The sequence below is a fragment of the Micromonospora sp. NPDC049645 genome, from assembly GCF_040675155.1.
Taxonomy (GTDB): Bacteria; Actinomycetota; Actinomycetes; order Mycobacteriales; family Micromonosporaceae; genus Micromonospora.
Window position 1 is genome coordinate 297,702 of the sequence record NZ_JBFAOI010000002.1, and the last position, 21,112, is coordinate 318,813.

A 21,112-nucleotide genomic window follows, 5' to 3' on the forward strand; every position below is an offset into this window, starting at 1 on the left:
ACAGACCTCATAGCTGGAACGTACCGCCGGCGTTGTTCGATTGCGCCTTCAAGACTGCGCTACGGGCCGCCGCAACCGTCGGGGTGAATCAGCAATCGTAAAGAAGTGGCAGAGCTGAGGGTTTGGAATACTCTACGAGGCCATCGAAGCGGTATCAGCTGCATCTCGGCGATACAGATCGTCTGCGGACTGCGGACTCCAACGCGCCTTAAATCTGACCGGGAGAACCGTCAGCAGCCGAAAGGATCGTGCACTGTGACACGAATCAGCAACACCGCCGAACACGACTCTCCTGCGCCGGCCGAGCCTGATCTCACCGCTGAGCAGATTGTGGCGAGGGCCGAGGCAATGGTCCCCGAACTCATCGACCGTCAGGCCGAGGTCGAGCAACGCAGCTTTTATGCCGAGGACATTCACGAGAAATTCGCGCGCAACGGCTTCTACCGAATCCTGCAGCCCCGTCGTTACGGCGGGTACGAGTTCGGCCTCGACACCTTCGTGCGGGTCTCCGCGACTCTGCTGCGTGGATGCCCGTCGACCGGCTGGATGTACACCCTCGGGGCCATGCACACGCAGATCGTGGCCACTGTGTTGGGCGAGCAGGCCCAATCCGAGCTGTTCGGTGTCGGCGACTTCATCTGCCCCGGCACCGCCGTCCCCAGCGGGTCCGCGGTGCGAAACGCAGACGGCGGCTGGACGATCAGTGGCAAGTGGTCCTACTGCTCCGGGTCTCCCTACGGGACCCACTTCCTGGGCCACGCCCTCATCGCCGGGGACGACGGGGCGCTGCCGATGCCCCTGTTCTTCGTCGCGCCGCGCAGCCAGTGGACGCGGTTGGACGACTGGGGCCAGCAGTTGGGTCTCCGAGGCAGTGGGTCACACAGCATCACCATGGAGAACGCCTACGTTCCGGAGCACCTTGCCCTTCCCGGCGTGCAGATCATGGAGACCGACGTCTCCACAGGCACGCCAGGCCGGGCCCTGCACGGCAATCCGGAGTACGGCGGTGGGCCGCTCTCCTTCACCAACTTGTGTAACGCCGCGCTGGCCGTGGGAATCGCGCAGGGCGCGCTCGACATCTACGAGGACCTCCTACGGCAGAGGTCGACCCTGGTGCCGCCGATCGTGCGCCGGCACAACGATCCCGACTACCAGTTCTGGTACGGCGACGCGCTCGGGATGATCTGCACCGCCGAGGCGGCACTGCGGAACGGGGTCCAGCAATGGCACGACAACAGTGCCAAAGGCCCCGCAGGGGTCACCCGGGAATCGGACCTGCGTCTCTCGGCGATCTCCCGACACGTGATCCAGCTCTGTTGGGACGCGGTGGCGAACTACCTGATGCCGACGGCCGGGGCAAGTTCGATCCGGCACGGCGAGCGCCTTGAGCGGGTGTGGCGCGACATGTCCATGTTGCACAGCCACGGCGGTATCTCGATCCTGCTGCCGACGGTGGCCGTGCGGGAGCTGACCCGGACGCGCATGCGCTAGCGCCGCCGCCGCGAGGTACCGCCCGACGGGTCGCCGAGCGGCCGGCCCGGCCTCTCCTCCTGCTGCACCGGGATGAACGCATTTCCGAAGACGCGATTCCCACGGGGCCCGTGGGACCCTCGGTGCCGAGAGCGAAAGGACAGCCGCCGATGACAGTGCGAGAAAAGGTAGACGGGGTTTCGGTGATCCCCGCGTCCTCCGGCACCAGACTTCCTTCCCTGACGTCGCTGCGGATTGTGGCCGCGACGATGGTGTTCGTCCACCACGCGATGTTCCAGCCGTTGTTCTCCAACCAGGGCGTGCAGAACGCCTACAACAAGTTCGCGAACAACCTCGGCCCCTTGAGCGTCATGTTCTTCTTCGTGTTGAGCGGCTTCATCCTGACCTGGGCGGCCAAGCCACACGACTCTCTGAAGCACTACTACCGGCGGCGATTCTTCAAGATCTTTCCGAACCACATCGCGGTATATGCCATCCTGCTGGTCTTGATGTTCGTGGCCGGGCGCGCCATCCCGTGGCCTCAAGCCCTGGTCAGCCTCCCTCTCCTACAGGCCTGGGTGCCGGACTTCAACTACCAGCTGTTCGCGATAAACCCTCCGACGTGGACGCTGTCGGTCGAGTTGCTGTTCTACCTGTGCTTTCCGTTCCTCCTGATCCTGGTCAACCGCATCCGGCCCAGCAGACTGTGGCTGTACGCGGGGCTGGTGGCCGTGGCCGCCGCGCTCATGCCGGTGGTCTCGCGGCTGTTCCTGCCCGACAGCCCGGCGACCCCCGTCTCCGCCTCGCTCTCCTGGCCCCAGCTGTGGTTCATCTACTACCTGCCGGTCACGCGGATGTTCGAGTTCCTGGCCGGAATGGTCATGGCCAGGATCCTGCTGACGGGCCGTTGGCGAGGCGTGCGACCGCTGGTCATCGTGGTCGTGCTGGTGGTGGCGTACGTGGCCACCCTGCCACTCAAGCTGTTCGAGGAGGGGTACCAGGTGGTGTTCCTCCTCCCGCTCGCCCTGGTGATCACCGGCGCGGCGGCGGCGGACGTCGCCGGGCGCCGGACAGTGCTCAGCAGCCGCGGCATGGTCTGGCTGGGCGAGATCTCCTACGCCTTCTATCTCGTCCACATCACCGTGCTCTTCTCGCTGCAGGCCGCGTTCAACCACCAATGGGGCCTGGGCGGGATGTTCACGTCACGCCCGTTCGGCACCCTGCCCGCGATCGCGTTCCTCATCGGCGCCTACCTGGCCTGCGTGTTCGTCGCATGGCTCCTGTACGTGCTCGTGGAGCGCCCGGTGATGCGGCGGTGGGCACGTCCGAAACAGGCCCGGCCAGCGGAAACTCCGTTGGCGGCCCCGTGATCGCCCACCGGTCACCAGGGGAGTAGCGCCGGGGCTTGTCAGCGGCGGGTGCCGACGGCGAGCGTGACGGCGGTGCGGCTCGCGCCGGCGAGTCGAAGGCGCAGGTCGGGGTACGCGACACACAGCTCGCGTACCCCGGCTTGGTGCCCGCGGCCCGGACGAGTCGGGCGACCAGAAACCACGGCCCCGGTCCGGATGACGCCGTGCCGACGGTCAGGCTCCCTGACCGTGGCCACGTCGCCGCAGCGACGACGCCCGTCGAGGTCGCGGGCGAGGTCGTCGCCCTCACGTCGAGAGACCGGGGTACGTCGCCGAGCGGGGGTGCCGCCGAAGCCTCGCTGATCGGATGCGGGGACCGGGTGCCCCTCGCTCGCACAGCGCGTGTGACCGCGGCTTCGGCGGCCTGACCCCACTCAACGACACCATGCGCTACCTGGCATCAGACGGGGGCCATGGCGGCGGCACCCCTCCTCATCAACCTCAGGAGTGCCGGGTGCGAGCCCGACGTCGCGGTCATGAGGAACGGTCCGTCGAGCCTGACCCGGCCGCCGTGTCGTTCACTGCCCGCGAGTGCGGTAGTGAAGGTAGAGGACGCCGTTTCCGAACCGGCGCTCGTCGAGCAGCTCCAGGTCGGTGCGCATGCCGGTCGGTAGCCCTGGTTTTCCCCCGCCGACGGTGACGGGCAGGACGAGCAGGTGGCATTCGTCCACCAGGCCGGCCTCGAAAGCCTGTGCGGCGAGGTTGGCACCTCCCACGCTGAGATCGCCGTCGGCCGTGTCCTTCATTCCCTTCACCGCGGCGAGGTCGAAACGGCGTTCGAGTCGAGTGTCGGCGGTCGACGTCGCGGGGAGGGTCGAGGAGTAGACGACCTTGCTCGTACCCTGCCAGACGTTGGCAAAAGTGGCCGCCAGGTCGGACTGCGCGGCCAGAGCGGGGTCGGTCTCCCAGACGGCCATCGCTTCGTACAGCCGCCTCCCGTAGAGAAAGGTATCCACCGGCCGCACGAGGTCGGTGGTGAACGCGAATACCTCGTCGTCGGGTGGGATCATGTCGAAGGCGCCGCGTTCGTCCTCGATGTAGCCGTCAAGCGACAGGTTCGTCACGTAGGTCAGCTTTGCCATGCCTCTACCTTTCGATGATTAGCCGCAACAGCCTGAACATTCATGAGCGGCGTCCAGGTTGGTGCGCACTTGGCGTCAACCCTCGTTGCTGGGGTACGCCAGATGTTCGGGGCAGATCTCCAGTCGTGTCCGTCCGGCAGCCTCGTTGACGAAGCCCGGAAGACGTACCCAGAGTTGCTCTCCGATATTCCCCACTTGGGTGGGTTGAGTGTATCGGTGCGGTTATTTGTTTATCGGGCGTCGGACCTCGAACGGCGTGTCGCGCCTGCGGTATGAGCGCGGCCACCGGCGGGAGATTGTCGTGCGTGCGAAGCGCGGCGTACCGGAGCCCCCGGGCGTACATGGCTCTCGAAGTCGATCGGCACGCCTGTCCGGTAGGTGAATAGGTGCAGGCGAGTTGGGACTCGACATACGTGGGGCGAATGTCCATCAGCCGCGCCCGGCGCACCGTATTCGCCGGCGTCGACCGCGAGGTCGGCCCGCTCGGTCACCTTGCCCGTCGGTGCGAGGTAACGGACGCCGTGTTACCGCTCACCCCGCTGCTCAGGCCGGTCGCCGTGGTTGTGTCGGGCAGCTCGACACCGGCTGCCGCGGCAGCCTCGACCGGTATCGCGTCGCGCAAATCCCATCGAGCGCTCGGTGCTCCGTCCGGGCCGGCTGGAGCGCCGTCGTCGCATGGCGCGACACGCCGTAGCCACAACCGCGCCCTGAGTCAACGGCTCCGCGGTAGGCGGTCAACAAGAACCGACCACTTCAGCTTTGTCTTGTTCCCCAGGTCAGGAGCTTGCCGCGAGAAGTCCGGGACCATGGAGCAGCAGGAAACACGAGTACCTCTCGTTTGCCGAAGGAGAGCAATCTGAGAGTTGTGCGGGGAGCGATGCTCCGAAAAGGTAGTATCTCTCCGCTCCGAGAAGGTACTATCCGCTGGCGGACGGCGAGGAATGGTGGCACTGCATGCCGAAGTTCAACCCAATCGCAGAAATTAGGTCCCTGGTCCCTGAGGCCGGACCAAAGCGATTGTATGCGCTGGCAACCTTTATCAACATGTTCGGCTTCGGGCTGCTCGTCGTAAGTATGAGCCTGTATTTCACCCGAATCGTGGGACTACCTGCCTCGCAGGTGGGTGCCGCCCTCACCATCGGGGTCCTGATCAGCCTGATCAGTGGCGTCCCGGTCGGCAACCTGGCCGACCGGTGGAGTCCGCTGAAGACGGTCAAGGTCATGCTGGTGATCCAGGCCGCCACGGCTACCTACTTCATCTTTGTCGACAATTTCACCCAACTTGTCATCGCGGCCACCCTCGACATGCTGGCGATGAAGGCGTCCGTGGCGGCGAGCGAATCGCTGCTGCGCCGCGTGGCCGGGGACGACGCGGTCAGCTTCCGTGGCAAGATGCACGCGATCCAGTTCGTCGCCATGGGCCTGGGAACCGCCGGGGCCGGCATCGTGATCGCCATCGGGACTCCTGGCGCGTACCAGGTGATGATCGCCCTCGACGCGCTCAGCTTCCTGGGCGCCCTGGTGGTCTTCGCCCGGATGGCGGACTACGAGCCGCTGCCGAAGCCGGAGACGGCGTCACGGTGGGGAGTGTTCGCCGACCGGCCCTTCGTCGTGTACACGGCGGTGGCCGGCGCGATGAACCTCCAGCTGTTCATGATCAATATGTTGCTGCCGTTGTGGGTGGTCGAGGCGACGAAGGCTCCATCCTGGACCGTCGCGCTGTTCTACATCCTCAACAACACCCTGATCGTCCTGTTCATGGTCCGCGTGGGCAACAAGGTGAAGACGATCCAGCAAGGTGGCAACGCGATCCGGCGCGCCGGGGTGATCCTCCTCTTCAGCTGCTCCGCGATCGGCTTCGCGAACGGGCTGCCCGGCTGGGCCGCGGTCATACTCCTGCTGGTGGCCGTCTGCGTGCACACCTACGGCGAACTGTGGTACATGGCGGGTTCGTTCGCCCTCAACTTCGGTCTGCCGCCGGCGCATGCGCAGGGCCAGTACATGGGCTTCCTCGGGACGGGCGCCGGCATCGGCGAGGCGTTTGCCCCGTTGCTGTTCCTCAGCTTCATCCTGACCCTCGGTAGGCCAGGTCTGATCGGCATCGGCGTGTTCTTCGCCCTGGTGGGCCTGCTGGCACCCGCGGTGGCACGGTGGGGCGAGCGGACCAGGCCCGCACCGGAGGAGTCGACGACCCGCGAGGTCGAGCCAGCTACAGCTGAGTGAAGTGATCCGGCAGGAGTGGCACGCGCCGGTGACGCGATCACTGACGTGAGGCCGTCTCCAGCGCGCTGAGGTTCTCCCACCCCGTGCGGGTATGGAGGGTGCGGTCCGGATCGTCCGCGAGACGAACGAGTTGATCCCCAGGTCGAGACCGACCTGGGGATCAACTCGTGGGGTGACAGACGACCGGGGTCGCTATGCGACCGTCCTGGGCCGAATCCGGGCAGCACGCGCTCGTCACGGGTCCGACGCTTCTCCGATGCCGCGATGGGCTCCACGTCGATCCACCTCCGGGGTCGCACCCTGCAAGACAGGAGATGCGTCGACATGAATGGGCCACGGATAATTGCTGGTGTGGCCGTCACTTCCGGGCATCCCGCGAGTCGACCCCGAGGAGGCGCACGTCGAGCGCGTAGCAGCCGCCCAGGATGAGCAGTGTCCTCACGCCCTGATGCTCAGTCGTCGCCCCTCGGAGGAACGAGATGACGGATCCAAAGAAGACGCACGAACCGCGGAAGACACGGCCGATGACCGGCGCCGAGTACATCGAATCTCTGCGCGACGACCGGTGTCTGTATCTCTACGGCGACCGCGTGAAGGACATGACCAGTCATCCTGCGTTCTACAATCCGATACGGATGACCGCACGGCTCTACGACGCATTGCACGACCCGAAGACCCATGACGTGCTCACCTCGCCCACCGACACCGGCAGCGCCGGTTTCACCCACAAGTTCTTCACCACGCCGCACACGGCGGAGGATCTGGTCGAACACCAGAAGGCCATCGCCGCGTGGGCCCGGATGAGCTACGGCTGGATGGGGCGCAGCCCCGACTACAAGGCAGCCTTCCTCGGCACGCTGGGCGCGAACGCGGATTTCTACAAACCGTTCGAGGACAATGCGCGGCGGTGGTACGCCGAATCCCAGGAGAAGGTCCTCTACTGGAATCACGCGATCGCGCATCCTCCCGTCGACCGAAATCGCTCTCCCGACGAGGTCAGTGACGTCTTCGTGCACGTGGAGAAGGAGACCGACGCCGGGCTCGTCGTGAGTGGAGCAAAGGTGGTCGCCACCGGCTCGGCGCTCACGCACTACAATTTCATCGCGCACTACGGCCTGCCGGTCAAGGACAAGAAGTTTGCCCTCGTGGCGACGGTCCCGATGGGGGCGCCGGGGCTGAAACTGATCTGTCGGCCGTCCTACACCGCAAGTGCGGCATTGATGGGCAGCCCCTTCGACTACCCGCTCTCCTCACGACTGGACGAGAACGACACCATCCTCGTGCTGGACAAGGTGCTCATCCCGTGGGAAAACGTCTTCATCTACGGCAATATCGGCAAGGTCCAGTTGTTCACCAGCCGATCGGGTTTCTCCGAGCGTTTCACGTTCCAGGGCTGCACCCGGTTGGCGGTGAAACTCGAGTTCATCGCCGGCCTGCTGGCGAAGGCGGTGGAACTCACCGGGGTCAAGGATTTCCGGGGCGTGCAGACGCGGGTCGGTGAGGTGCTGGCCTGGCGCAATCTGTTCTGGGCTTTCTCGGACGCGGCGGCCCGCAACCCGGTGCCGTGGCACAACGGCGCGGTCCTGCCCAATCCTCGGTACGGCATGGCGTACCGGTGGTTCATGCAGATCGGCTACCCCCGGATCAAAGAGATAGTCCACCAGGACATCGCGAGTGGCCTCATCTACATCAACTCCAGCGTCGAAGACTTCAAGAATCCGGAGATCCGACCGTACCTGGATCGGTATCTCCGCGGCTCCGACGGCAGCGACTCGGTCGAGCGCATCAAGCTCATGAAACTGTTGTGGGACGCCGTCGGGACCGAGTTCGGCGGGCGCCACGAGCTGTACGAACGCAACTACGCGGGCAACCACGAGAACACCCGGATCGAGCTACTCTCGGCGCAGCTCGCGAACGGCGAGATCGATGACTACAAGGCGTTCGCGGACGAGTGTCTCTCCGAATACGACCTGGACGGCTGGACGGTTCCTGACCTGTCCTCGTTCGAGGATTTTCGCGAGGTCCGGGACCGGACGCTGAACGGGTGACGGCGGCTTGTTCTCCCGCACGCTCCTGACACGCTAAGAGAAGCGTCCAGTTATGTCGATCGATAGAATCTGGATATGCGATTTGGTGTGCTCCTACCTCAGGGCTGCAATCTCGACCTTGTCGATATACCGGTAGCCGAGCAGTGGTCCACGATCCGTGACATCGCTCAGGCCGCTGATGCCGGGCCGTACGAGTCGATCTGGGTCAGCGACCATCTCCACACGGTTACGGCACCGAGCAATGAGTCGACGTTCGAAGCCTGGTCGATGATGGCCGCGTTCGCGGCCTGCACGTCCAGGGTGCGACTCGGGCAGTTGTGCACGTCCATGGGCTTCCGGAATCCGGCGTACCTGGCCAAGATGGCGGCCTGCATCGACGTGATGAGCGGCGGCCGGTTGGAGGTGGGCGTCGGTGCGGGCTGGTTCGAGGACGAATGGCGTGCCTACGGCTACGGATTCCCGAGCAACGCCGAGCGTCTCGGCATGCTCGATGAAGGCGTGCAGATCATGCGTCAGTTGTGGACGACTGGCACGGCCACGCTGGCGGGACGCCACTATCAGGTTGATCATGCGATCAGCCGGCCGCTTCCGATGCAGGACGGCGGGATTCCGTTGTGGGTCGGGGGCGGCGGTGAGAAGAGAACGTTGCGGACAGCGGCGAAGTACGCGCAGTACACGAACTTCGGGACGACGACCCTCGACGTATTCGCGCACAAGTCCCGGATCCTGGCCCAGCACTGCAAGGATGTGGGCACCGATTTCGACGCGATCACGAGGTCGACGTTCTACCTCGTGACCATCGGCGAGACGGAGAAGGACATCGCGGACAAGATGGCGAGGTTGCGAGCGCACTACCAGCCGCTGATGCCGGCCGACGCGCTCGAGGGATGGCTGGGCGAATTTGTCCGTGGCCTCGTCGGCACACCCGAGCAGATCGTCGAGCAGTTGACCAAGGCCGCCCAGGCCGGGGCCGGCTATGCGATCGTCTACTTCGCGGACGCCGCCTACGACCGGACGAGCATGGATCTGTTCGGCAGCAAGGTGGTGCCGGAGTTGCTTCGTTAGGCAACTGCCGATCGCCGTGTTCTGAACCCCTCGCCGACCGCGTCCGCAGCCACCGGCCGCCGGTGCCATCCGCTGCCGACGCCTCAGCCCCGGCAGCGCGGCGGCCAGGGGCGGTGGCGTCACGGTCGCCACTGTCAGGATCTGGAGATCCTCGCCGGGCTGCGCTGCGGCCCGCGAGGGGCGAGCAGGATCGTGCGAGCCGTGCTCGCTGTGCTGCGCGTCGGATCCGGCCACCACGGAGGATGACGCGGCTCATTGATAGCCTCGGGAACCGTGGCCTCTTGGCACCTCGCGCAGGAGCGCGGCCAGCTGACAGGTGACGGTGCTGTCACTCTCCTGCGGGAACGGGTGGCTGCCGGCGAGCTGGAGGCGTGGCTGCGGCACCACGACGGACGGGTGCTGGGCGTCGTCACCAACGGCAACCGGGCGATGGTCATGGCCATGGAGGAGCCCGGCGATCCCGGCCAGCACGCCGTCGACCCGGACGCGGAGGGCGAGGAGGGCGGCTACCGGCTGAGCAACGGCCAGGTGGACCGGTACGACAACCGCGAGACCGTACCATTCGGCGTGGCTCTGGAGGTGGTCCGGAAGCTGGTCGATCACGACCGGTGGCCGACCACGGTGGTCTGGCATGACGACCGTGAATTACCGCCGTAGTTGGCGTGCGTGCGGGCCGGGGTCAGGTCGTAGACGCCGCCGACCGATGCCGGCGGAGCCTTGTTGACCCGCGGTTCACCGGGAGCCCCGCCCGCGCCGATCCGCGACCTCGATCGAGTCTTGCCGGCCTGCGAGATCAGGTTGGCCAGGGCGACGCGGCCGCCCGCGTCGCCCCACAACGCCCTCACCGTCCCGCGCGAGGCTAGCGGGCGGTCTCCAGCTCGAGCTGTCCCGGCCCGTTCTCGATGATCTCGGCGAAGTGTTGGCCGAGCTGATCGGAGAGGCTTGCGTCGTAAAGGTCCGTTCGTACGACCATGTGCATCTCCAACCCATCCGAGATGGGCAGGACCTCGAGCAGGAAGGCGTGTACGCAGGCCGACCACTCATCCATCTTGGAATCCATCACCCCGGTGTTGCTACCCAGGCTGAGTGCCGGCATCGAGTTGTAGACCACGGCCGGCTTACCGATGAACATGTCCTCCAGGCCGCCGGACTCGCCCAGGATGTCTGCCATCTGCTTCATGTCCAGCAGGACGTCGCGTGCGGCCATTCCCTCAAGGTACGAATCGCGGATCCTCGCCAGGAGGTGCGGACCTGACCGGGACGGCCCGTTCGGCCGCAGGAGGATGTTGCCCACCCGTGTCGTGATCGTGCCGTCGATCACCGCACCGGCCTTGTTCCCGATCGTGACCATCAGCCCGAGATCGCGCGGAGCGCCAGCCCGGATGAGCGACTGGACGTAGACCGCCACCATCCCCACGGATGAGGGGATTCCGTGGGCGCTGGCGTACTCGTCCCAGGGCCGCAGCTGCTTCTGCGAGAGGGTGAAGGAGAAGTCCGCCGCCGGCCCGCTCGGCTGCGGCGAGATGTCGTTGCGCCCGGGAAGCTGGCAGGGCGGGAGGTCGCGGAGTTCGTCGAGCCAGTACCGGCGTTGCGCCTCAGCGTCCTGAGCGGCGAGCTGGTGCCGAAAGTCAGCTGCCATCTCGGCGAGCGACGCCGTTCTGCCGGGCCAGCGCGGCGCGCTCCCGGTCGTACGGGCCGAGTAGGCCGTGGACAGCTCTGCGGTCAGGATCTCCAGTGCACGGCCGTCGAACGCCGCGTGGTGCGCGGCCAACCCGAACAGGGTGCGCCCGCTCTGCCTGCTGCGCACGATCGCACACCGCCAGACCTCCCCCTGGTCGATGTGCAACGGCTGCTCCAGTGCCTGCCAGAGCGCGTCGCTTGCCGTACCGTCGTCCTCCTGTTCGGGCAGCTGCTGAAACCGTGCCTGCCCGGGGTCGGACGGCACCTCGGCCAAGCCGAGATCCGGCTCGTAGAGGTACCTGGCGTACAGAGCCTGATGGCGGCGGTGGACATCGGTGGCAGCAGTGGCGAGCGCCACCTCGTCAACCCGGCCGTCGAACCACCAGGCAAACCGCGGCACGATGTCCATCGGGACGGTCTGAGCCTGCATGGGGGTGATTGCCACGAGCTCGGCGCTCTTGTCTGCCGGCGGCAGGTCAGGGGTCTGCGGTCCGCCGTTCGCACCACTGCGGGTATCGATCCATGTTGCCAGCTGGGCGACGGTCGGGGTCTTGAAGAGTTGGGTGAACCTGACCCGTACCCCGGTCGCCTGTTCCAATCGGGCACACGCGACGGTCACGGCCAACGAGTCAAGGCCCAGGTCGAAGAGAGACGCCATGCGCGGCAGGCTGGAGATGCCGAGCATCTCGCCGAATATGCGCGCGACGGTGCTCTCCGTCTCGCCCCGCGGGCTCTCGTCCGTAGAGAGCGCCTCGCTGGGGTCGCGTCGCAGGTCTTCTCGCTGCGTCATGCCCGCTCCTTAGAGAATGGAATAGCGTTCGGCAAACAGGTCAGGTCACTCGGGCGTTCGGTCGGTGGGTGCTGGACGGTGGCCGAGCCCTGGCCGTGCACCGCGTCGACGTCGGGTGCCGGCAGGTACTCGGCGGACCGTTCATCGCGACCGCGACCAGCCGCTCTGGCATCACCAGGTACCGGGCCGGACGATTCGCCCGCACGTCCAGTTCCGCATCCGGCAGGATCGTGGTCTCAGACACCGCTGCGGCCGCACGGGGAGTCCGTGCCGCCCGCGTCGCCAACAGCCCACCCGACCTCCCCGCCGTCGGGTGGGGGAGTGGACGTCGCCTGGCCATTGATGCTCCGTGTCACGATCGCCCGGCTCCTTCGTACTCGGCTTCGATGGGGCGTTGGGGCAGGTGTCGAGAAGCCACTCGCGCTTGTCACTGTCGCAGGCCGACCTTCGTGATACACCTCCGAAAAAGCCGAGCGGACGGACAAATCGAGCAAGTTCGAAGTAGACCCCCGGTTGACGCCGCTGATCTCATGTACTGGTCGCTGTGACGATTGGGGGGGAACCAAAGATGGCGGACATCAGTCGCCGTGGGCTTCTTACAGGTGCGGTTGCCGGGGGAATCACCCTCGGGCTCAACGGCACCAGCGCGAGTGCGGCACAGCCGGATATCCACGCAGGATCGATGTCGTCTGCAAATTGTGCGCCGCCTGCTGCCGCAGTGGCGGTCGGTCGCAATGATCCGCGATATCCGAGTCTCATCACTCCGTGGAACAGGCGATTCCAGGGAAATCCTCAGAATGTTCACCTCGTGCACAACGCAAAGCAGGTCGCCGAGGTCGTCAGTGCCGCCGTCAAAGCGAACAAGCGAATCGCCGTACGCAGCGGCGGACACTGCTTCGAAAACTTCACCGCCTCCCCCGACATCCAGGAACTGATAGATGTTTCGCTGATGACGGATGTGTACTTCGACCCCCAGCGACGGGCTTTCGCCGTCGAGAGTGGCGCAACACTCGGCCAGGTGTACAAGGCCCTCGTCAAAGGATGGGCCGTCACCCTTCCGGGAGGCATCTGCCCCGGCGTGGGTGTCGGCGGCCACATCGCCGGCGGCGGCTACGGCTTCCTGTCGCGCCGGTACGGTCTCGCGGCCGACCACCTGTACGCCGTCGAGGTCGTGACCGTCGACAGGTCGGGAAAGAGTCGGATCATCGTCGCGACGCGGGACGAGGGCGATCCCCATCGTGATCTGTGGTGGGCGCACACCGGTGGCGGAGGTGGAAACTTCGGCATCGTGACGCGGTACTGGCTGCGCTCACCGGGTACGAACTCCAACGACCCGGCCGAGCTGCTGCCCCGGGCGCCCGCGACCATGATCAGAAGGTCGCTCACGATGACCTGGGATCAGTTGACCAGCACGTCGTTCCACAAATACGTCCGAAACTATTGCGACTGGTACGAGCGCAACAGCGTCCCCGATTCCCCGAACGCCAATCTCTGGGGCGGGTTCTTCGTCTTCCACAAGTCGACGGGGCCGGTCGGCTTCATCGTGGGGGTCGACAGTGGGGTGCCGGGCGCCCAGGGTCTCGTCGACGCGCACTGCGACGCGATCATGTCCGGCGTGGGCGTGCAACCGGTGTCGGACAGCACCGAGTTCGTGCCGTTCCTGGACGACCGAAACTGGAATTACGAGCCCTACGCACGCTCCAAGGACAAGGCCGCGAACCTGCGCAAGGGTTTCTCGGACAGTCAGATCGCGACCATCTACCGCCGTCTGACCGACCCCGAGCCCACGAATGCGGGTGCCGCGCTCACCATGTCCGGCTACGGCGGCAAAATCAACGCGGTGGCCCCGGGGGCGACCGCGACGGCCGACCGGGACTCGATCCTGCGGGTCTACTTCACGGGGGGCCGATGGACCTCGGCCGCCGACGACGCGAAGAACATCAAATGGATTCGTGAATTCTACCGCGACGTCTATTCGGACACTGGCGGGGTTCCGGTGCCGAACGCGATAAATGCCGGAAGTTACATCAACTACGCCGACGCCGACCTCGCCGACCCCGCCTGGAACACGTCGGGGACGCCGTGGTCGGAGCTCTACTTCAAATCCAATTATCCGCGGCTGCAGCAAATCAAGAGGCGGTACGACCCCGGAAACGTGTTCCGCCACGCCTTGTCAATCGCGCCGATGTGAGCGTTCGGTACCGGAAGCAGGACCGGGTCGCCTACGTGACCCTGGACCGGCCACATGTGTTGAACGCGATGGATCTGCGTACGCATGAGGAGCTCGCCGAGATCTGGGACGACTTCGAAGCCGATGACGACCTCTGGCTCGGCGTGCTGACCGGAGCGGGGGAGCGTGCCTTCTCGGTAGGGCAGGATCTGAAGGAGCTGGCAGCACTGACCGAACTGGGCCAGGCCGCTCCGTCCACGTTCGGCAGCCGGGGCAAGCCAGGCTGGCCCCGGCTGACCGAGCGGTTCGGTCTTGCCAAGCCGCTGATCGCGCGGGTCGACGGGTACGCCCTCGGCGGTGGTTGCGAGCTGGCCCTGGCCTGTGACGTCATCGTCGCATCCGATCGGTCGGTCTTCGGGCTCACCGAGGCCAGGCACGGCCTGATTCCTGGGGCGGGCGGGGTGTTCAGGCTGACCCGGCAGGCGCCCTACCGGATCGCAGTCGGGCACCTGATCACCGGTCGTCATTTCGATGCCGCGCGCGCCTACGAGCTGGGGCTGGTCAACGAGGTGGTGCCCGCCGCCGAACTCGACGCGAGCGTGGCGAGTTGGGTCGAAGACATCCTCCGCTGCGCCCCGCTGTCGGTGCGCGCCATCAAGGAGGCCGCGGCCTCCTCGGAGACCCTGACGCTCGCCGACGCCTTTGCCGCCCGCTATGTCTGGGAAGAGCAGCGCATGCACAGCGCCGACGCGATCGAGGGACCGCTCGCCTTCACGCAGCGGCGTGACCCGGTCTGGCGGGGGCGCTGAGCGTTCGGGTACGACTCTCACACCGTGTCACGACAGTCGACCGTCTCTCGCCCGCGATTCGCCGTTCGTGCTCATTAGCCGAGACGTGCCGATCGTCAATGTGTCGAGGTGGCCGAATCGCGTCTCCGGCAATGCGTAAACCCGCGACACTGTCGAGCGATCGGTCCCGCAAACTCGAAGTTGTGGCCGCTGTCGGGCTGCTGAGACGCTTACCCGAGCTAGCTTCCTGTCACCATAGAATTGGCCCGCAATGATAATGTTGGAGGGTTAGTATATGACCACGAAGACCGGCATCAGCGTCTGGTTGAGTGATCCTGCCAGTTACAAGATGGCAGATCAGCCGGACATCGCGGTCACCGCCGCCCGCGAGTTCAACGAAAAGCACCCGGAGTATCTGGTCGAAATCAAGCCGCACGACTTCTACGCGATGGCCGAGATCGTGGCCCAAGCCGCCGAGCAGGGCACTCCGCCCGATGTCGCGGAGTTTCACTTCACGCTCACGCGGACCATGATGGACGCGCTCGGCAGCGACGGGGCACCCCTGTTCACGTCCGTCGAGCAGGCCATCGCGGGTCGGACCGAGATTCTCGGTGAGCCGGTCGTGCTCGACGGGATGCTGCCCGCGGCGCGCGACTTCTTCCGCTACGCCGGTGATCTGGTGTCCATGCCGCGAACGGCGTCCACTCTGGTGCTGTACGCCAACATGAACATCCTCAACCGCGCTGGCGTGACCAAGCCGCCGCGCACCTGGCGCGAGGTGGAGGCCGCGTGTGAGGCGGTGGCGAAACTCCCCGATGGGCCGGCGCACGGTATCGCATGGCCGAACTGTTACTGGTTCTTCCTCCAGTCGGTCGCCCAGCAGGGCGGGCTGGTCGCCGATCACGACAACGGCCGGTCCGGGCGGCCGGAGAAGGTGGACCTCGCCTCGAACGAGATGATGGCCTATGTCGAGTGGTGGAAACGCCTCCACCAGAATGGCCACTTTCTGTACACCGGAGTCGTAGGGGACTTCCGGGGCTGCTTCGAGGCATTCGAGAACCAGGAGGTTGCGCTACTCATCACGTCATCCGTCGACGCCACCCATTTGATAGAGCGAGGCGAGCGGCACGGATTCACCGTCGAGGCCGGCCGCATGCCGTACAACGACGAGGTCCCTCTCGCGGGCAACAGCCTCGGCGGATTCTCGCTGTGGCTTGCCTCGGGCCTCAGCAAGGAAAAGCAGGACGGTGCGCTGGCCTTCATGCAGTACCTGAACAACCCGCGCAACGTCGCGGAGTGGGCCAAGCTCCACTGGCGCATTCCGATCACCAAGCCGTCGATCGACGTCCTCAACGCCGAGGACTGGTTCGTTCGCAATCCCGTTCTTCGACCGGCCAGCGAACAAGCCGAGGAAACGGACGGCTCGCCAGCGTCGCTCGGGCCTCTCATGGGCGACCACGCCGCGATCGTCGGCAAGTTGACCGCCGCCATGCACGACGTGCTGGTCAACGATGCCGAGCCGGTCGCCCGGTTCACCACTGCGAGCGAAGAGGCTCAACAGGTCCTCGAAGCCTACAACTCCTACACGGACGGTCCACCCCGTCGGACCCCACGCGATTACACCGTCAGCATCTGAGTTCACCTTCCAACCGGTGGCCGGCCCGGCGCTCTCGGCACGGCACTTCGACATCTGAGCCACGGATCCAAACTCGCCCGGGCCGCGCCGCGGCCCCGACCAACGAGGGAAGTCAGCATCAATGATTCTCGAGGACCAGTACTTTCTTGGCTACCGGAGCGCGGAGCACGATCGGCTACGGGAACAGGCGGAGGACTTCCGGTCCGAGGCGGCCTGGTTGTTCGACCAGGTCGGACCGCTCGGCGGTAAAAACGTCGTGGAACTCGGCGTGGGACCCCGTGGCTGCCTCGACGAGTTGGCCGGACGGGTGAAGCCGGACGGATCCGTCATCGGCGTCGAGCGCGACGCGGAGTCGGTCGAACTCGCGCGCAAGTTCGTGGTGGACCGCACGCTGGACAACGTCGACGTCCGGCACGGCGACGCGCGTGCGACCGGCCTGCCCAGCAACAGCTTCGACCTCGTCACCGAGCGGCTGATCCTGCACAACGTGCCGCGGCCTGAGGAGATCGTCGCCGAGGCGGTTCGGCTGGCCCGCCCGGGAGGATGGGTCGCGTTCCACGAGGGCGATCGGGTGGGGCAGGTGTGTGACCCGCCCGCCGAGTCGTGGGTCCGGCTCATGGATGTCCTCAAGCGGTACGCGGAGCGCAACACGATCGACCTGTTCGTCGGCAGGCGGCTGCCGGGCCTGCTCCGCCGTGCGGGCCTGGTCGACGTCCGGGTACGCCCCGTTGTCTACATCGACCACGAGCCCGGGCACCCGCGGCGTATGGTCCTCGCCGACTTCGCCGAGAACCTTCGTGACCGGCTCATCGAGAGCGAGCTGATCACCAGGGAGGAGTTCGACGACCTGCACGGGGCGTTGAGCCGGCACCTCGCCGATCCGGGCACCACCGTGATCTCACACCTGTACGTCCAGGCCTGGGGCCGCAAGCCCGAGTGATCGCGTCCTGGTCCAGCGGAAGCCCGCCCACGGCGGCCCCGCTGGACCATTCCGGGTGCCCAGCACGGTCGAAGATGCCCGCCGGCGACGTTGCGGGTGGACTGAGGTCGCGCGCTGAAACCGCGAGAGGAGCCGCCCCATGACCACCACGCTCGAGAATCTCTCCATCGAGACGCGATCGTTCGCACCACCACCGGAGTTGGCCGCCGCCGCCAACGCCACGGCGGACACCTACGACGACGCTGCCCCCGACGCGCCGGCGTTCTGGGCCCGGCAGGCGGAGCGGCTCACCTGGGCGAGGAAGTGGGATCAGGTCCTCGACTGGAGCAATCCGCCGTTCGCCAAGTGGTTCGTCGGGGGCGAGCTGAACGTCGCCTACAACTGCCTGGACCGGCACGTCGAGGCCGGTAAAGGGGAGAAGGTCGCCATCCACTGGGAGGGCGAGCCCGGCGACTCCCGCACGATCACCTACGCGGACCTGCTCAAGACCGTCAGCCAGGCGGCGAACACGCTGACCGAGCTTGGCGTGACGGCCGGCGACCGGGTTGCCATCTACCTGCCGATGATCCCGGAGACCGTGGTCGCGATGCTGGCCTGTGCCCGCATCGGCGCCACGCACAGCGTCGTCTTCGGTGGATACTCGGTGGAGGCCCTCGCCACCCGGATCCAGGACGCGGGCGCGAAGGTCGTCATCACCGCGGATGGTGGTTACCGGCGCGGCGCCCCATCGGCGCTCAAACCCACCGTCGACGACGCCGTCGCACGATGCTCGAGCATCGAACACGTGCTGGTCGTCCGCCGCACCGGGGAGGACGTCGCCTGGGGCGAGAAGGACCTGTGGTGGCACGAGACCGTCGAGAAGGCGAGCGACCGGCACGAGCCGCAGGCGTTCGACTCCGAGCAGCCGCTCTTCATCCTCTACACCTCGGGCACGACCGGTAAGCCGAAGGGCATCCTGCACACCAGCGGCGGCTACCTGACCCAGGTGTCGTACACCCACTGGTCCGTCTTCGACCTCAAGGTCGAAACCGACGTGCACTGGTGCGCGGCCGACATCGGCTGGATCACCGGGCACTCGCACATCGTCTACGGTCCGCTGTCGAACGGCGCAACCCAGGTCATGTACGAGGGCACCCCGGACACCCCTCACCACGGCCGGTTCTGGGAGATCGTCGACAAGTACAAGGTCAGCATCCTGTACACCGCGCCCACCCTCATCCGCACCATGATGAAGTGGGGCAGCGATGTCCCGGCCAAGTACGACCTCTCGTCGCTGCGCGTCCTCGGCAGCGTCGGCGAGCCGATCAACCCCGAGGCCTGGATGTGGTACCGCGAGCACGTCGGCCACGACAAGGCCCCCGTCGTGGACACCTGGTGGCAGACCGAGACCGGCGGGATGATGATCTCGCCGCTGCCCGGCGTGACCGCCACGAAGCCCGGCTCGGCGATGACCCCGCTGCCGGGCATCACCGCCGATGTGGTCAACGAGAAGGCCGAGTCGGTGCCGAACGGCGGCGGCGGCTTCCTCGTGCTGCGCGACCCGTGGCCCGCGATGCTGCGTACGATCTGGGGCGACGACCAACGCTTTATCGACACTTACTGGTCCCAATTCGGCGCCGGTGCCAAATCCGGTGACGAATGGATCTACTTCACCGGCGACGGCGCGAAACGGGACGAGGACGGCGCGTTGTGGCTGCTCGGCCGGGTCGACGACATCATGGTCATCTCCGGCCACAACATCTCCACCACCGAGGTCGAATCCGCGCTGGTCTCGCACCCTTCGGTCGCAGAGGCGGCCGTGGTGGGCGCATCCGACGCCACCACCGGCCAAGCCATCGCCGCCTTCGTCATCGCCCGCGGCAACGTGGACACGGCTGGCGAGGCGGGGGACCAGCTCCAGGTCGACCTGCGCAACCATGTCGCCAAGACCCTCGGCCCCATCGCGAAGCCCCGCAGGATCATCTTCGTGGCCGAGCTGCCCAAGACGCGTTCCGGCAAAATCATGCGACGCCTGCTGAAGGACGTTGCCGAGAATCGCTCGCTGGGCGACGTCAGCACGCTTCTGGACTCGACGGTCATGGATCTGATCAAGGCGGGGTCCGGAACGGCGGAAGACTGAGCGGAGAGCCTCTCCCACCATCGCGGCCCACCGGGTCGGCTGCTCCCTGAACACGGGCAGAGGGGTCTCGCGGCCTTACCGATCCGGCCGAGGTGAGCCAGGCCCACGTCACCGTCGCCGCTGACCTCGGCCCTGTCGGGTCCGCCGTCCGGTGTCGTCGTGCCGACGCCGGCGGGTTACCTGCGACGTACGCTGAGCTGCCGGACCACGCGCTCGTCGTGTCCGGCGTCGCCTGCCGGAGGCGGCGACCTGTTGCAGCGTGTAAGCGTCGAGGCGCTCGGCCGCCGGACGTCCTCGCGGTGCCAGGTCGCCCGCCCGCGCCAGCCGGACGCGGCGAGCGCAGCCGTCTGCGTCGTCATGGCCGGCACCCGCTCCCGCACGGCGATCGCCGAGTGGGTCGACGGTGTTCCGGCCGCGACCGTGGTCGCCCTGGGGTGTCGACCCGGGCACCGGCCGTCCGGGGCGATGATCCGCCGGCTGCGGCAAGCCCTGGACCCGGACCTGCTCACCGCGGCCATCGGCTCAGCCCGGTCGCCACCCGGCTGAGCCCGGGCGATCGGTCACGACGAGAGACGAGCGCGGTCGACGGCAAGGCTTGCGTGGGCTCGCGGCCCACCGGCAGGCAACCCGGCTCGACCTCCCGCACGCCACCGCGTCCGGTGCTGTCGTGAGCCCGGCCCGACCGACGAGACGGTGCGAGCTGGCACGCCGACGGCGGACACCGCACAGGTGCCCGCCGTCGCGGGGGCGATCGCGACCACCGTTGGCGCCACGACGCATGTGGAACGGAGATCCCGAATCCACGGCCCCGAGGCCGTTGCGGGCACCGCCCCGGCCGTCACTCGACCCGGTGTCGACGCCCGGAGCGCCAGATCCTCTCCTCCCGCTCCGCTGCGGCAGCCAACCGGCTGCTTGAGGCGGGAGGCGCCTCGCGGTCTCCAGGTGTGGTCGCCCGCTATTAGGAAGGGTTGCGTGGGCAGTTCTGGTAAACGGCGAGACGCCACTGCCCGTCGCGCTTCACGAGAATCCAGGAGGCACGGATCGCGGCCTTCTCGGGCAGGTCCGTCTCCCCAGCCGGAATGACGCCGCCCTGGGTGATCAGTGCGACCACACCGGCGCCGAGCGGTTTGATGTCGATGGGTTGCCCGGTCACCCGGGTGCCCTTGTAGGGGCCAGCGAATGCGGCCGTCATGAACTGCTGGATCTCCGCGCGGCCCTTCTTGTACACGCCGGGAAGGATGAGCGTTCCATCCTCGGCGAACAGATCGGCGAAACCGTCGGTGTCGTGCGCTGCCCAGGTCTCGATCATGCGTGCGGGTAGGGCGGCGATTGCGGCCTGGTCCGCCGCCTGAGCTGCGGTCTGGTCCGCGCTCTTGGCGCCGGTGGGTGCGGAACTCTTCGTGGTCATGCCGTTCTCGCTTCCGTCGGGTTGGTGAGGCTCGTCCGGCCGTGGCCGAGTGCGCCGAACCTCGGTGTATTCGGGCGAAGACAGCGGTCGCTGACGTTACGACAGTCGCACCGTGACCGCACGGGTAGCATCTTCGCTATTGCCGCTCTCAGTGGTGCCAGGTATCGCACAACGCATCCCGGGAGGTGCGACACCGGGTTGCGAAAAAATAGGGATGATAATTCGGCTGAAGAGCCGTCCGGCCGGCCGAGCGTTCATCGTCAAAGGAGTCAGTTGATTTTCGA

At 66.5% G+C, this 21,112-nt stretch carries 15 protein-coding genes; 12 read left to right on the forward strand and 3 right to left on the reverse strand.

What is annotated here, in order from left to right; all coding sequences use genetic code 11:
- The first annotated feature begins 255 nt into the window (after positions 1-255).
- Both AB0J33_RS06880 and AB0J33_RS06885 read left to right on the forward strand, forming a co-directional pair.
- Positions 256-1,491, forward strand: a complete 1,236-nt coding sequence (locus AB0J33_RS06880; RefSeq protein WP_363610718.1) for an acyl-CoA dehydrogenase family protein — start codon at positions 256-258, stop codon at positions 1,489-1,491.
- 149 nt (positions 1,492-1,640) lie between these two features.
- The gene (locus AB0J33_RS06885; protein WP_363610720.1) at positions 1,641-2,840 is read left to right on the forward strand and encodes an acyltransferase; all 1,200 of its coding nucleotides are present in this window, start codon (positions 1,641-1,643) and stop codon (positions 2,838-2,840) included.
- Between the two features lie 557 nt (positions 2,841-3,397).
- Here AB0J33_RS06885 and AB0J33_RS06890 read toward each other — a convergent pair.
- Complete coding sequence (locus AB0J33_RS06890) at positions 3,398-3,961, reverse strand: dihydrofolate reductase family protein (protein WP_363610722.1); 564 nt, start codon at positions 3,959-3,961, stop codon at positions 3,398-3,400.
- A 954-nt stretch (positions 3,962-4,915) separates the two neighbouring features.
- On the opposite strand from AB0J33_RS06890, the gene AB0J33_RS06895 reads away from it, so the two are divergent.
- The 4 genes from AB0J33_RS06895 to AB0J33_RS06910 all read left to right on the forward strand — a co-directional run bounded on the left by AB0J33_RS06895 (position 4,916) and on the right by AB0J33_RS06910 (position 9,954).
- Entirely contained in the window at positions 4,916-6,184 is a 1,269-nt protein-coding gene (locus tag AB0J33_RS06895) for an MFS transporter (protein ID WP_363610724.1), read from the forward strand.
- Positions 6,185-6,663: 479 nt separating this feature from the next.
- Positions 6,664-8,232: a 4-hydroxyphenylacetate 3-hydroxylase N-terminal domain-containing protein gene (locus tag AB0J33_RS06900; RefSeq protein WP_363610726.1), complete on the forward strand. Its 1,569-nt coding sequence runs from the start codon at positions 6,664-6,666 to the stop codon at positions 8,230-8,232.
- 75 nt (positions 8,233-8,307) lie between these two features.
- A complete protein-coding gene (locus AB0J33_RS06905) occupies positions 8,308-9,297 on the forward strand; it encodes an LLM class F420-dependent oxidoreductase (protein WP_363610728.1) in 990 nt (329 codons plus the stop codon).
- A gap of 273 nt (positions 9,298-9,570) precedes the next feature.
- Positions 9,571-9,954: a hypothetical protein gene (locus AB0J33_RS06910; RefSeq protein WP_363610730.1), complete on the forward strand. Its 384-nt coding sequence runs from the start codon at positions 9,571-9,573 to the stop codon at positions 9,952-9,954.
- A 202-nt stretch (positions 9,955-10,156) separates the two neighbouring features.
- Here AB0J33_RS06910 and AB0J33_RS06915 read toward each other — a convergent pair whose 3' ends face one another.
- Positions 10,157-11,767, reverse strand: coding sequence for a condensation domain-containing protein (locus AB0J33_RS06915; protein ID WP_363610732.1), 1,611 nt, complete (start codon positions 11,765-11,767; stop codon positions 10,157-10,159).
- A 568-nt stretch (positions 11,768-12,335) separates the two neighbouring features.
- On the opposite strand from AB0J33_RS06915, the gene AB0J33_RS06920 reads away from it, so the two are divergent.
- The 6 genes from AB0J33_RS06920 to AB0J33_RS06945 all read left to right on the forward strand — a co-directional run bounded on the left by AB0J33_RS06920 (position 12,336) and on the right by AB0J33_RS06945 (position 19,966).
- Complete coding sequence (locus AB0J33_RS06920) at positions 12,336-13,958, forward strand: FAD-binding protein (protein WP_363610734.1); 1,623 nt, start codon at positions 12,336-12,338, stop codon at positions 13,956-13,958.
- Positions 13,955-14,746 (forward strand): enoyl-CoA-hydratase DpgD, encoded by a 792-nt coding sequence (dpgD, locus tag AB0J33_RS06925; protein WP_363610736.1) that lies wholly within the window; start codon positions 13,955-13,957, stop codon positions 14,744-14,746. The genes AB0J33_RS06920 and dpgD overlap by 4 nt, the downstream gene beginning before the upstream one ends.
- 274 nt (positions 14,747-15,020) lie before the next feature.
- Entirely contained in the window at positions 15,021-16,361 is a 1,341-nt protein-coding gene (locus AB0J33_RS06930) for an extracellular solute-binding protein (protein WP_363610738.1), read from the forward strand.
- Positions 16,362-16,482: 121 nt separating this feature from the next.
- Complete coding sequence (locus AB0J33_RS06935; RefSeq protein WP_363610740.1) at positions 16,483-17,301, forward strand: methyltransferase domain-containing protein; 819 nt, start codon at positions 16,483-16,485, stop codon at positions 17,299-17,301.
- A gap of 139 nt (positions 17,302-17,440) precedes the next feature.
- Positions 17,441-19,420, forward strand: a complete 1,980-nt coding sequence (gene acs / locus AB0J33_RS06940; RefSeq protein ID WP_363610742.1) for an acetate--CoA ligase — start codon at positions 17,441-17,443, stop codon at positions 19,418-19,420.
- Between the two features lie 252 nt (positions 19,421-19,672).
- The gene (locus tag AB0J33_RS06945; protein ID WP_363610744.1) at positions 19,673-19,966 is read left to right on the forward strand and encodes a hypothetical protein; all 294 of its coding nucleotides are present in this window, start codon (positions 19,673-19,675) and stop codon (positions 19,964-19,966) included.
- A gap of 412 nt (positions 19,967-20,378) precedes the next feature.
- On the opposite strand, the gene AB0J33_RS06950 is transcribed toward AB0J33_RS06945, so the two are convergent.
- A complete protein-coding gene (locus AB0J33_RS06950; RefSeq protein ID WP_363610746.1) occupies positions 20,379-20,828 on the reverse strand; it encodes an SgcJ/EcaC family oxidoreductase in 450 nt (149 codons plus the stop codon).
- Positions 20,829-21,112 lie beyond the last annotated feature (284 nt).

Bases quoted from the DNA above. Each gene is read 5' to 3' on its own strand.
- AB0J33_RS06885 (WP_363610720.1), top strand. From the start codon at position 1,641: ATGACAGTGCGAGAAAAGGTAGACGGGGTTTCGGTGATCCCCGCGTCC.
- AB0J33_RS06890 (WP_363610722.1), bottom strand. From the start codon at position 3,961: ATGGCAAAGCTGACCTACGTGACGAACCTGTCGCTTGACGGCTACATC.
- AB0J33_RS06895 (WP_363610724.1), top strand. From the start codon at position 4,916: ATGCCGAAGTTCAACCCAATCGCAGAAATTAGGTCCCTGGTCCCTGAG.
- AB0J33_RS06900 (WP_363610726.1), top strand. From the start codon at position 6,664: ATGACGGATCCAAAGAAGACGCACGAACCGCGGAAGACACGGCCGATG.
- AB0J33_RS06905 (WP_363610728.1), top strand. From the start codon at position 8,308: ATGCGATTTGGTGTGCTCCTACCTCAGGGCTGCAATCTCGACCTTGTC.
- AB0J33_RS06915 (WP_363610732.1), bottom strand. From the start codon at position 11,767: ATGACGCAGCGAGAAGACCTGCGACGCGACCCCAGCGAGGCGCTCTCT.
- AB0J33_RS06920 (WP_363610734.1), top strand. From the start codon at position 12,336: ATGGCGGACATCAGTCGCCGTGGGCTTCTTACAGGTGCGGTTGCCGGG.
- AB0J33_RS06930 (WP_363610738.1), top strand. From the start codon at position 15,021: ATGACCACGAAGACCGGCATCAGCGTCTGGTTGAGTGATCCTGCCAGT.
- AB0J33_RS06935 (WP_363610740.1), top strand. From the start codon at position 16,483: ATGATTCTCGAGGACCAGTACTTTCTTGGCTACCGGAGCGCGGAGCAC.
- acs (WP_363610742.1), top strand. From the start codon at position 17,441: ATGACCACCACGCTCGAGAATCTCTCCATCGAGACGCGATCGTTCGCA.
- AB0J33_RS06950 (WP_363610746.1), bottom strand. From the start codon at position 20,828: ATGACCACGAAGAGTTCCGCACCCACCGGCGCCAAGAGCGCGGACCAG.